We start from the raw sequence: 10,797 nt of genomic DNA on the forward strand, positions 1-10,797 counted from the left end.
CCGCGTTAAACACGCAAAGGAGTGAGCTGAACGAATGGCAACTGAGCAAATTTCCGCCAACCGCTAGCCGGATGGGTTGATTTTATACGTAAATATCCAGGTGACCTTCTTCATCAGGCCCCTCATTTTCTTCAGAATTTTTCTGTTTAGCTTTTTTACCGCCCGGCTTTTTTTTCTGCTTTTGTTGCTGCCGGGCTTCACGCTCTTCGGCAGTCATATTTTTTTCGTCTTCTTCCAGCGCACGAAGACGGGCTTCCTTGTCGACTTGCTCGACACGGTGCTTGTCTTCCAGAGGATTAACCTTGCCTTCCTTGGGCAAGATAGGGAAAAGCAGATCACTTACCATAGTTCAGCCTGTTTTTTAACCAGATGTTTATCATACTCATATCGGGCGAATTATTCGACTCTTTAGGTTATGACCATGTTTTTAACCGGCTTACTCACTTTAGCCCTTTGTTATTCCATTACGTTTTAATCAATGACGATTATATCAATAATCCTGCTTGCACTTATGACCACTTATCAGTACCTTAAGCGCTGTGCTTCGAGCACTCGCATTTTCATTTTAGTCAGAGTATCCAGATACCGAATTATGATTAACCAGAACCTGAAGACGATTCATCACCATCATCACCCGGCATAACCTTTCAGGTTCGTGCTGGAAGGTTGTGTAAATCGCCTTCCAGTGGAATCCCAGATTAAGAGACCCCCGGAAGGCAACTTCCGGGGGTTTTTCGTTTTCAGACACAATTTTAAGGTAGTAGCATGACAGACAACAACAGACTGAGAATCGCAGTACAAAAGTCGGGCAGACTTTGTGAAGGCAGCATGGAACTGCTCAAAGCTATCGGGGTGAAACTTTCTATCCGGGATCGTCTGCTGATTGCTCATTCCACTAATCTTCCTATCGATTTACTGCGGGTAAGGGATGACGATATTCCGGGCCTGGTGATGGACGGCGTGGTTGATTTGGGATTTATCGGCGAGAACGAGCTTGAAGAAAAAATGCTTGAGCGTCGGGCGGCCGATAAACAACATCAATACGATGTGCTCGAACGCCTGGATTTCGGTGGCTGCCGTCTCTCCATTGCGGTTCCTAATGAGATGCCGTATCAGGGAATCGCGTCCCTTGCAGGAACAAAGATCGCCACCACTTACCCCTATCTGCTGGAGCGCTATTTCCGCGAACAGAAAATCGACGCCAAAGCAGTAATGCTCAATGGCTCCGTTGAAGTGGCCCCCCGTGCCGGGTTGGCCGATGCCATCTGCGATCTGGTCAGCACCGGAGCAACGCTGGAAGCCAACGGTCTGGAAGAAAAAGAAGTGATTTTTCGCTCTAAAGCGGTATTGATTCAGCGCCGCGGCGAGTTGCCACAAACTAAGCAGCAACTCATCGATAAGCTGCTCACCCGTATTAATGGCGTTATGCAGGCCAAAGAGAGCAAGTACATTATGCTGCACGCGCCAAAAGACAAACTCGATGAGGTAAAAGCACTACTACCCGGAGCCGAAAACCCGACTCTTTTGCCACTGGCGGGCAATGATAGCAGCGTCGCGGTGCATGTAGTGAGTACCGAAACCATGTTCTGGGAAACGATGGAAAAGCTCAAAGGCCTTGGCTGTCGGAGTATTCTGGTGCTGCCGATTGAGAAAATGTTGGGGTAACTATGCAAAGCTGGAATCAACTGCAAAACAACGATCGCCAGGCATTGCTGCAACGCCCCGCCATGCGTGACAACGAGAGTTTGTCAGATATCGTTGAAGGTATAATCCATGGGATCGACGAGGGCGGAGATCAGACTCTGTTACAGATGACAGAAAAGTACGATGGTGTCGCTCTGGCCAGTCTCAGGCTTGATGATGAAGAGATTGAACGGGCCATCTCTGTGCTGAGCCAGGAATCAAAATCAGCCCTGGATCTGGCCTACGCGAATATCAAAAGCTTCCATCAGGCGCAGTGGCCACAAGACATTCGGGTACAGACCAGTCCGGGAGTTATCTGTGAGCTGAAGCATCAGCCAATTGCCTCAGTGGGCTTATATATTCCCGGTGGTACTGCCCCACTCCCTTCGACCGTTCTGATGCTTGGTGTAACCGCGCAGGTCGCCGGATGCCCCAGGAAAGTATTAGTCAGTCCGCCAAACAAACAAGGATCACTGGCCCCGGAGATCCTTTATGCGGCCAAACGTTGTGATATTGATGAAATCTACCTCTGTGGCGGTGCACAGGCCATTGCCGCTTTGGCTCTGGGAACCGAAAGCATTGCCAGAGTCGACAAAATCTTCGGCCCGGGGAACAGCTATGTTACTGAGGCTAAGCAACAGGTTAGTCGTATACCTGGTGGCCCGGCTATCGACATGCCGGCTGGCCCCTCTGAGGTATTGGTTATCGCTGACAAAGACGCCAACCCGGTGTTTGTTGCATCCGATTTACTTTCTCAGGCAGAGCATGGTGCCGATTCTCAAGCTGTGCTGGTCAGCGACAGTACAGCGCTAATTAATGCCGTTAAAGAACAAATCAATCAGCAACTTGAATCGCTCAGTCGTAAAGATATCGCCACCCGGAGTATTGCTCATAGCCGCTATATTCTGGCCGACTCCATAAATCAGGCCATTGAGATCAGCAACGCCTATGGCCCCGAGCATCTGATTCTGCAAATCAACAATCCTCGTCAGTGGATGAACCAGATTAGCAATGCAGGTTCCATTTTTATCGGCCCCTGGTCACCCGAATCTGCAGGTGACTATGCCAGTGGAACCAATCATGTATTACCGACTTATGGCTATGCCCGTAATACCTCAAGTCTGGGGCTTATGGATTTTTTACGACGCTATACGGTGCAGGAATTGAGCGCACAAGGATTACAGGAAATCGGTCCGGCAATCATGCAGTTAGCCGATGCAGAAGGGCTGGATGCACATCGCCAGGCGGTAAAGCTAAGGCTTGATGCACTGAAAAAGGAGGCATCAGTATGAGTACCGCATTAGAACTGGCCGAAAACTTACAATGTGCGCATCTTAAAGCATTGCAGCCCTACCAGTCAGCGCGACGTCTTTTTTCCGGTGGTCAGGATTGGTTAAATGCCAATGAATCGCCGTTTAGCAATGACTTTACGGTCAATTGTGACACGCTGAACCGCTATCCGGATTGCCAGCCGAAAGCGGTTATTTCAGCCTATGCCGGTTATGCAAACGTTGGCACAGAACAGGTATTGGTCAGCCGCGGTGCCGATGAGGGGATTGAATTATTGATCCGCGCTTTTTGTCAGCCGGGACAGGACCGTATTCTTATCTGCCCGCCCACGTACGGCATGTATGCCATTAGTGCAGAAACCTTTCAGATTGGAGTAGAAACCGCTCCGCTTCAGACTGATTTCAGCCTTAACTTAAACCATGTACTGGATTACGTGGGCAAAGTAAAACTGGTGTTTATCTGTTCTCCAAATAATCCCACCGGCACCGAGATCAACGAGCAACAGCTTAAAACGGTGCTGGATGCCTACAAAGACAGTGCATTAGTGGTCGTAGATGAAGCCTATATAGAATTTGCTCAGAGTTCTGGCTGTGCCGACTGGCTTGCAGAGTACCCAAACCTGGTAGTTTTGCGCACCCTATCCAAAGCCTTTGCACTGGCAGGAATTCGTTGCGGCTTCACGTTGGCGGCCCCTGAAATTATTCAGGTGTTGTATAAGGTCATCGCACCTTATCCATTACCTGAGCCCGTTGCACAGATAGCAGCACAAGCACTCTGTGCAGAGGGACTCAAAAGGGTTGAAAATCAGATCAGTCAACTCAGACAATGGCGTCAGGCACTGCTTAAATCACTTGAGAATATTTCTCAACTGACACCTGTTGGCGATACCCAGGCCAATTTTGTGTTAGTGCGCGCCGACAAAAAACAGGCGCTGATGGACCACCTTGTGTCGCAAGGTATCCTGATTCGTGATCAGTCAAAACAACTTCATCTGGATCATTGCCTGCGTATCAGTATCGGCAATGAGGAACAAAATCAGCGGCTCATCGCCGCTATTACGGCCTTTTATCAGCAGGAGGGGCAATGAGCCAACAGGCGATTTTATTTATTGACAGAGACGGCACTCTGGTTGAGGAGCCGCCAACAGACAAACAACTGGACAGCCTCGAAAAGCTGGTGTTTGAACCTATGGTAGTTCCTGTACTCACCCGGCTGCAGCAGGCCGGGTTTAAACTGGTGATCATTTCCAATCAGGATGGCCTGGGCACCGACAGTTTTCCACAAGCCGAATTCGATGTCCCCCATAACAAGATGATGGCGTTGTTCAGCTCTCAGGGGGTGACCTTTGAAGAGGTACTGATTTGTCCGCACTTTGAATCTGATGAATGCAGTTGCCGCAAGCCCAAACTGGGCCTGGTGAAAGAATACCTGCAACAAGGCAAAGTCGATTTCAGTCGTTCCTATGTTATAGGTGACCGCCAGACTGATATGCAACTGGCGGAGAATATGGGGATCCGCGGTCTGTGCTATGACAGAGATAAGAATGGCTGGCTCGACATCGAGCAGGCACTGCGCCCCAAAGGACGGCAGGCCGAAGTCATACGGACCACATCGGAAACTGATATTCGGATTAATGTCGATCTCGATACACAGCGTAAATCGGCCATCAGTACCGGCATGGGCTTTTTTGATCATATGCTGGATCAGATTGCCACCCATGGCGGTATAACCCTGGATGTGAACGTCAAAGGCGACCTGCATATTGATGATCACCATTCAGTAGAAGATACAGCCCTGGCGATCGGTGAAGCGCTGCGCAAAGCTCTGGGTGATAAACGCGGCATTGGACGCTTTGGTTTTGCCCTGCCCATGGATGAATGCAAGGCCGAATGTGTGCTGGATATCTCCGCCCGCCCCTACCTTAAATTTGATGCCAGTTTCAGCCAGGACAATGTCGGCGAGATGTCGACCCAGATGGTATCGCACTTTTTTCGTTCATTAAGCGACAGCATGGGCATCTCATTGCATCTTTCCACTACAGAAGGAAACGCCCATCATCAGGTAGAAAGCCTGTTTAAAGTTTTTGGACGGGCCCTGCGCCAGGCAGTGACCAAGCAAGGTGATGTGTTGCCCAGTAGTAAAGGAGCGCTTTAGTGAAACTGGTGATCATAGATACCGGCTGCGCCAATATCTCTTCGGTACGCTTTGCCATCGAACGTCTTGGCTATGCAGTAGAGGTATCGGATAGTCCTGAGCGCATTCGCGCTGCGGATAAAGTCTTTTTACCCGGTGTTGGTGCTGCAGCAGCGGCGATGGAACAGATTCGCGATAAAGGTCTGGCAGAGCTGCTGCCCCAACTTAGCCAGCCTGTGTTGGGGATCTGTCTGGGAATGCAGTTAATGACCCGTTTTTCTGAGGAAGGTCAGGCTCAGTGCCTCGCCATGATAGACACCGATGTCAGGCGCATGCAGGTGGGCGAGCTACGCTTACCACATATGGGCTGGAACCAGATTCAAGCAGAACAGAACTCGAAGCTCTTCAGGGGAATTGAAGATGGTAGTTATTTTTACTTTGTGCACAGTTACGCAGTCACTGTTGGTAATCACACTTTAAGCAGCTGTGAGTATGGTGGGCGCTTCTCTGCCAGTATTGGTCAGAATAATTTTTATGGTGTGCAATTCCATCCTGAACGCTCGGGCCCTGTGGGTGCCAGATTATTAGACAACTTTATCCAACTATGCGATTAAGGACTATGTCCAGCTTATGATAATTCCAGCAATTGATTTAATCGACGGGCAGGTAGTGCGGCTCTATCAGGGCGACTATCAGCAACAAACGCACTACGCCCTGTCTCCTGTAGATGTGGTTCATCGCTATGCCGACGCCGGTGCCACCTGGCTGCATATCGTTGATCTCAGCGGTGCTAAGGATCCAGAAAAGCGCCAGCTAAAGCTGATATCTGAAATGGTTGCTACCGGGCGGATGCAGTTTCAGGCCGGGGGCGGAATCCGCAGTGAAGAAGATCTGGCCCAGCTGCTCGAGGCGGGCGTCAGCCGTGTTGTTATTGGCTCACTGGCCGTAAAACAACCTGAGCTGGTGAAAAGCTGGCTTAAACAATACGGCGCAGAGAAGATTGTATTAGCGCTGGATGTGAACATTGATGAACATGGCCGAAAATGTATCGCCACACATGGCTGGCAACAAAATAGTGGCGTCGAACTTGGTCCATTGTTGGATCAGATGATTGCAGCCGGGGCAAAACACGTGTTGTGCACCGACATCGCCTGTGATGGCACTTTGCAGGGCCCCAATACATCGCTCTATCAGCAGATGAAACGGGAATTTCCTGAGATTGTCTGCCAGGCGTCCGGGGGCATTGGCAATCTAGAGCACATTCATGCCCTCAAACCAAGCGGTGTTGATAGCGTCATCCTCGGCAGATCGCTACTCGAAGGAAAATTTGAGCTGGCTGAAGCTATTCAACTTTGGGAGAAAAAGTGATGTTGGCAAGACGCATCATTCCGTGCCTGGACGTGAAAGAGGGTAAGGTCGTCAAAGGCGTACAGTTTCGCAACCATGAAATTGTCGGAGATATCGAGCCATTGGCCGAATCCTATGCCCGCTCCGGTGCTGACGAACTGGTGTTTTACGATATTACCGCCTCCAGCGACGCCAGAGTGGTAGACAAAAGCTGGGTTAGCCGTGTAGCGAAAGTCATTGATATCCCTTTTTGTGTAGCCGGTGGTATCAAATCCGTAGCTGACGCAGGCCGGATACTGGAAATGGGTGCCGATAAGATCTCGGTTAACTCCCCGGCCCTGGCCAACCCTGAACTGATAACCCAGTTACATGACCGCTTTGGTCAGCAATGTGTGGTCATCGGTATCGACAGCTTTTATGACCAGCAAAGCGGCCTTTATCAGGTCAAACAGTTTACCGGCGATGAAAAACGCACTCAGACCACAGCCTGGCAAACGGCGGATTGGGTCAATGAAGTTCAGGCAAGAGGAGCCGGTGAAATTGTACTGAACTGCATGAATCAGGACGGTGTGCGCCAGGGCTATGATATTGCACAGCTTAAAAGCATCCGTCAGCACTGCAACGTGCCCTTGATTGCGTCAGGCGGCGCAGGTGACATGCAGCACTTCAGTGACGTCTTCACCGAGGCTGACGTAGATGGAGCACTGGCTGCATCGGTTTTTCATAAGGGATTGATCGCCATCCCTGAACTGAAAGCTTTTTTACGTGGACAGGGCGTTGCCATCAGAAACTAGGACAGAGAATACTCAATGATCATTAATCAGACTAATATCAATGCGCTTGCATGGGAAAAGATGGACAACCTGATTCCCGTCGTTGTTCAGCATGCTGTTTCGGGCAAAATCCTGATGCAGGGCTATATGAATCCAGAGGCCGTTGAACAGACACTGCAAAGTGCCAGAGTGACTTTTTACAGTCGTTCAAAACAGCGCCTGTGGACCAAAGGTGAAAGCTCCGGTCATACCCTGCATTTGACAGAGCTATCAACCGACTGTGATCAGGATGCGTTGATCGCACTGGCTTATCCAAATGGCCCGACCTGTCATCTGGGCACACCCAGTTGTTGGCATCAGGGCGCCACACCGGATATGACCTTTATCGCCGAACTCGAACAGATACTGGCACAACGAAAACAGGCCAGCCCGGACAGCAGCTATACGGCCAGCCTGTATGCAAAAGGCATTAAGCGTATTGCCCAGAAAGTCGGAGAAGAAGGCGTAGAGACAGCACTTGCCGCCACGGTTGGAGATCTGGATGAACTTAAAAATGAGAGTGCGGATCTGCTCTATCATCTTATTGTGTTACTGCAGGCCAGTGAATTACAGTTAGCTGATGTAATAGAAGTGCTTAAACAACGTCATCAGAGTCCAACCTGACACGGTGCCTGGAAAGTGTTATTCACCGCAGAGACACAGAGACTTTAATTATATCCACATTAGATCGGTGTACTCTGCGTACCCAGGATATCCTTTCACCGTTATAAATGGTGCTCACCACTGGTGAACATTCTATAAAATAGAACCTTTAAACGGATTTTTCGCCATTTATTTTTCCGTTATTGCCCTATATGCTGTTATTTATCATCAGTCAGCGGCAATAAGGGCCACTAATGAAAGCAAACACCGATAGCTGGGGAGCGTCCCTTATTATTGTTCATTGGCTCAGTGCACTTGCCGTATTTGGTTTATTTGCTCTGGGTTGGTGGATGGTGGATCTTACTTATTACAGTGACTGGTACAGAACTGCCCCTCATACTCATAAAAGCGTCGGTATTTTACTGGCCCTGCTTACCCTGTTCAGATTGTTTTGGCGCGCAACCCATAAGCGTCCAGCTCCCCTTGGCAACAAAGTTGAGCGGAGGACATCCGGGCTGGCCCATAAATTGATCTATATGCTGCTCATATTGCTATTTACCAGTGGTTACCTGATATCCACTGCTGATGGCCGCGGAATTGAAGTATTCGACTGGTTTACCGTGCCCGGTTTTGGGTCTGTTATTGAAAACCAGGAAGATTTGGCGGGTGATATTCACGAATGGCTGGCGTATACCTTAATTGCTCTGGCAGTGTTACATGCTCTTGCCGCCTTAAAACACCATCTTATCAATAAAGATAAGACCCTGACTCGAATGATTAAATTCTAAACCTGAATCAATGGAGATAAACAAAATGAAAAAGACAATGCTAACTCTGGCCGCAATGGCTTTTACCAGTACCCCGGCTTTAGCCGCTGATTACATTATTGATAATAAAGGCGCTCATGCCTCGATTAACTTTAAAATTCAGCATTTGGGCTATTCCTGGTTAACCGGCCGTTTTAATAACTTTGATGGTGAGTTCAGCTATGATGCAGATGAACCTCTGAAATCCACTATCACAGTAAATATTGATCCTGCCAGCATCGACTCGAACCACGCTGAGCGTGATAAGCATTTGCGCAGTGATGACTTTTTGCATGTTGATAAATTCAAAACGGCGAAATTTGTCAGCACAAAAATTTCCGATCCAAAAGATGGCGGTGGCTTTGATTTGCACGGTAACCTGACACTTCATGGCGTGACAAAGCCTGTCATTATCGATGTAGACAAAGTCGGTGAAGGCAAAGATCCATGGGGCGGTTATCGTGTCGGTTTTGCCGGCGACACAAAGATAGCACTTAAAGATTTCGGCATCGATTACGACCTTGGACCGGCCTCAACTCATGTTGAACTTGAACTGCATATTGAAGGCGTGCGTCAATAGCCCATAATAATATTCATCACAGAGGTTATAAGAGTTCTGATTCTCTGCGCCTAGGCGAGATCCCTAAAGTCAACAGCAGTTTTCTTCGTGCGCTTCGTGGTCCAAAAACATTCAACCACGAAGGACGCGAAGAGCACGAAGACGGCAACGGAGTGACTCTTTAAAACCTCTGTCCTATTCGTGTCTCTGCGGTTAAATGCTTTTTGACACCGGTTAATCGCCAGAAGTGATNACGGAGTGACTCTTTAAAACCTCTGTCCTATTCGTGTCTCTGCGGTTAAATGCTTTTTGACACCGGTTAATCGCCAGAAGTGATTTTATCCTGAGTTTTATGGATAAAATCGCTGGCGTCGTGGCGTTCATGAAGCTGCTCTGACGCTTCACCCCATGAGCGGTTTACCATACGGCCACGTTTTACTGCGGGTCTTTGCGCTACGTTTTCAGCCCACTTCACAACATGAGTATAAGTATGGGTCTGAAGAAATTCAGCCGCCTCATAGACCTCATTTCTTACCAATGCACCATACCAAGGCCAGATCGCCATATCTGCAATACTATACTCTTCTCCGGCAATATAAGAGTGCTCGGCGAGCTGTCGGTTAAGTACATCGAGCTGCCGTTTAACCTCCATAGCATAACGGTCGATGGGGTACTTTAATTTTTCCGGCGCATATGAATAGAAGTGTCCGAACCCGCCGCCTAACATGGGCGCACTGCCCATCTGCCAGAACAGCCAGTTCAGACACTCTGTTCTTTGTAATCCGTTTTTCGGTAAGAACCGGGAAAATTTTTCTGCCAGATATAGCAGAATAGACCCTGACTCAAATATCCTGACAGGTTCCTTTTCACTGTAATCCATCAAAGCCGGGATCTTAGAATTCGGATTAACACCGACAAACCCCGAACTAAACTGATCACCTTCCATGATGTCTATCTTCCAGGCATCGTACTCTGCTTCTGTGATACCTTTTTCCAGCAACTCTTCCAGTAAAATAGTAACTTTGACACCATTGGGCGTCGCCAGAGAATAAAGTTGTAGCGAATGTTCACCTTTCGGTAAGGCTTTATCATGGGTGGCACCGGCAACCGGGCGGTTAATACCGGAGAACTTACCACCGCCTTGTTGATCCCATTTCCATACCTCAGGTGGTTCATAATTTTGACAGGACATTAGCCCTCCTTATTATGTTAGGGTGTCATCACTCTGACCGTGACATAGTTTTTATACTTTCAAATCTAGATAGCAGACCATTTAATGGCAAAACCGAGAAAAAAACCACCTCTTAGAACCGTACAGATCTACTGTTCAGGCTGCAGGGCATTATTGTTTAAATATCGAAAAGGTGGTAAAGGAAGTTTAATCAAATGCTTCATTGAACGGATCACCGAAGACCATACCAACAAAACCGGCACCTGTCCCGGTTGTGGACAGGTTTTCGCCCGCGAAACCATGATCAGAGGCACGCCAGCGTACAAAATAATCGGCGGTAAAGTGCAGGTGAAGTAGCCTGAAAGTACCCCATGCCGGGCATGTCCAGCACCT

General features: G+C 48.7%; 13 protein-coding genes and 1 other annotated feature. Of the genes, 11 read left to right on the forward strand and 2 right to left on the reverse strand.

Annotated features, from left to right (window positions below; all coding sequences use genetic code 11):
• Positions 1 to 82: 82 nt before the first annotated feature.
• Positions 83 to 346, reverse strand: coding sequence for a hypothetical protein (locus CDA54_RS11450; RefSeq protein ID WP_099035150.1), 264 nt, complete (start codon positions 344 to 346; stop codon positions 83 to 85).
• A 272-nt stretch (positions 347 to 618) separates the two neighbouring features.
• Positions 619 to 739, forward strand: a sequence feature (His leader region).
• 26 nt (positions 740 to 765) lie between these two features.
• Here CDA54_RS11450 and hisG point away from each other — a divergent pair.
• The 10 genes from hisG to CDA54_RS11500 all read left to right on the forward strand — a co-directional run bounded on the left by hisG (position 766) and on the right by CDA54_RS11500 (position 9,254).
• Positions 766 to 1,665 (forward strand): ATP phosphoribosyltransferase, encoded by a 900-nt coding sequence (gene hisG / locus CDA54_RS11455; RefSeq protein WP_099035151.1) that lies wholly within the window; start codon positions 766 to 768, stop codon positions 1,663 to 1,665.
• Positions 1,666 to 1,667: 2 nt separating this feature from the next.
• On the forward strand, positions 1,668 to 2,975 hold the full coding sequence (gene hisD / locus CDA54_RS11460) for a histidinol dehydrogenase (protein ID WP_099035152.1): 1,308 nt from the start codon (positions 1,668 to 1,670) through the stop codon (positions 2,973 to 2,975).
• Positions 2,972 to 4,060, forward strand: a complete 1,089-nt coding sequence (gene hisC, locus CDA54_RS11465; RefSeq protein WP_099035153.1) for a histidinol-phosphate transaminase — start codon at positions 2,972 to 2,974, stop codon at positions 4,058 to 4,060. The genes hisD and hisC overlap by 4 nt, the downstream gene beginning before the upstream one ends.
• Positions 4,057 to 5,127: a bifunctional histidinol-phosphatase/imidazoleglycerol-phosphate dehydratase HisB gene (hisB, locus tag CDA54_RS11470; protein ID WP_099035154.1), complete on the forward strand. Its 1,071-nt coding sequence runs from the start codon at positions 4,057 to 4,059 to the stop codon at positions 5,125 to 5,127. Before hisC ends, hisB begins: the two co-directional genes overlap by 4 nt.
• Positions 5,127 to 5,720 carry an imidazole glycerol phosphate synthase subunit HisH gene (hisH, locus tag CDA54_RS11475; RefSeq protein ID WP_099035155.1) on the forward strand — a complete coding sequence of 198 codons (594 nt, stop codon included), beginning with the start codon at positions 5,127 to 5,129 and terminating at the stop codon, positions 5,718 to 5,720. The genes hisB and hisH overlap by 1 nt, the downstream gene beginning before the upstream one ends.
• Before the next feature lie 16 nt (positions 5,721 to 5,736).
• Positions 5,737 to 6,474, forward strand: a complete 738-nt coding sequence (gene hisA, locus CDA54_RS11480) for a 1-(5-phosphoribosyl)-5-[(5-phosphoribosylamino)methylideneamino]imidazole-4-carboxamide isomerase (protein WP_099035156.1) — start codon at positions 5,737 to 5,739, stop codon at positions 6,472 to 6,474.
• Positions 6,474 to 7,247 carry an imidazole glycerol phosphate synthase subunit HisF gene (hisF, locus tag CDA54_RS11485; RefSeq protein ID WP_099035157.1) on the forward strand — a complete coding sequence of 258 codons (774 nt, stop codon included), beginning with the start codon at positions 6,474 to 6,476 and terminating at the stop codon, positions 7,245 to 7,247. Before hisA ends, hisF begins: the two co-directional genes overlap by 1 nt.
• Positions 7,248 to 7,262: 15 nt before the next feature.
• On the forward strand, positions 7,263 to 7,889 hold the full coding sequence (gene hisIE / locus CDA54_RS11490; RefSeq protein ID WP_099035158.1) for a bifunctional phosphoribosyl-AMP cyclohydrolase/phosphoribosyl-ATP diphosphatase HisIE: 627 nt from the start codon (positions 7,263 to 7,265) through the stop codon (positions 7,887 to 7,889).
• Between the two features lie 233 nt (positions 7,890 to 8,122).
• Positions 8,123 to 8,656 (forward strand): cytochrome b, encoded by a 534-nt coding sequence (locus tag CDA54_RS11495; RefSeq protein WP_099035159.1) that lies wholly within the window; start codon positions 8,123 to 8,125, stop codon positions 8,654 to 8,656.
• A gap of 25 nt (positions 8,657 to 8,681) precedes the next feature.
• Entirely contained in the window at positions 8,682 to 9,254 is a 573-nt protein-coding gene (locus tag CDA54_RS11500; protein ID WP_099035160.1) for a YceI family protein, read from the forward strand.
• 298 nt (positions 9,255 to 9,552) lie between these two features.
• Here CDA54_RS11500 and yghU read toward each other — a convergent pair whose 3' ends face one another.
• Complete coding sequence (gene yghU / locus CDA54_RS11505; RefSeq protein WP_099035161.1) at positions 9,553 to 10,425, reverse strand: glutathione-dependent disulfide-bond oxidoreductase; 873 nt, start codon at positions 10,423 to 10,425, stop codon at positions 9,553 to 9,555.
• Between the two features lie 84 nt (positions 10,426 to 10,509).
• On the opposite strand from yghU, the gene CDA54_RS19870 reads away from it, so the two are divergent.
• Complete coding sequence (locus CDA54_RS19870) at positions 10,510 to 10,761, forward strand: hypothetical protein (RefSeq protein WP_099035162.1); 252 nt, start codon at positions 10,510 to 10,512, stop codon at positions 10,759 to 10,761.
• Positions 10,762 to 10,797 lie beyond the last annotated feature (36 nt).

The organism is Lacimicrobium alkaliphilum (assembly GCF_002591895.1).
Classification (GTDB): Bacteria; Pseudomonadota; Gammaproteobacteria; order Enterobacterales; family Alteromonadaceae; genus Lacimicrobium; species Lacimicrobium alkaliphilum.

Excerpts from the sequence above, each read along its gene's own strand:
- CDA54_RS11450 (WP_099035150.1), bottom strand. The coding sequence starts at position 346 with ATGGTAAGTGATCTGCTTTTCCCTATCTTGCCCAAGGAAGGCAAGGTT.
- hisIE (WP_099035158.1), top strand. The coding sequence starts at position 7,263 with ATGATCATTAATCAGACTAATATCAATGCGCTTGCATGGGAAAAGATG.
- hisA (WP_099035156.1), top strand. The coding sequence starts at position 5,737 with ATGATAATTCCAGCAATTGATTTAATCGACGGGCAGGTAGTGCGGCTC.
- yghU (WP_099035161.1), bottom strand. The coding sequence starts at position 10,425 with ATGTCCTGTCAAAATTATGAACCACCTGAGGTATGGAAATGGGATCAA.
- CDA54_RS11495 (WP_099035159.1), top strand. The coding sequence starts at position 8,123 with ATGAAAGCAAACACCGATAGCTGGGGAGCGTCCCTTATTATTGTTCAT.
- hisF (WP_099035157.1), top strand. The coding sequence starts at position 6,474 with ATGTTGGCAAGACGCATCATTCCGTGCCTGGACGTGAAAGAGGGTAAG.
- CDA54_RS11500 (WP_099035160.1), top strand. The coding sequence starts at position 8,682 with ATGAAAAAGACAATGCTAACTCTGGCCGCAATGGCTTTTACCAGTACC.
- hisG (WP_099035151.1), top strand. The coding sequence starts at position 766 with ATGACAGACAACAACAGACTGAGAATCGCAGTACAAAAGTCGGGCAGA.
- CDA54_RS19870 (WP_099035162.1), top strand. The coding sequence starts at position 10,510 with ATGGCAAAACCGAGAAAAAAACCACCTCTTAGAACCGTACAGATCTAC.
- hisB (WP_099035154.1), top strand. The coding sequence starts at position 4,057 with ATGAGCCAACAGGCGATTTTATTTATTGACAGAGACGGCACTCTGGTT.
- hisC (WP_099035153.1), top strand. The coding sequence starts at position 2,972 with ATGAGTACCGCATTAGAACTGGCCGAAAACTTACAATGTGCGCATCTT.
- hisD (WP_099035152.1), top strand. The coding sequence starts at position 1,668 with ATGCAAAGCTGGAATCAACTGCAAAACAACGATCGCCAGGCATTGCTG.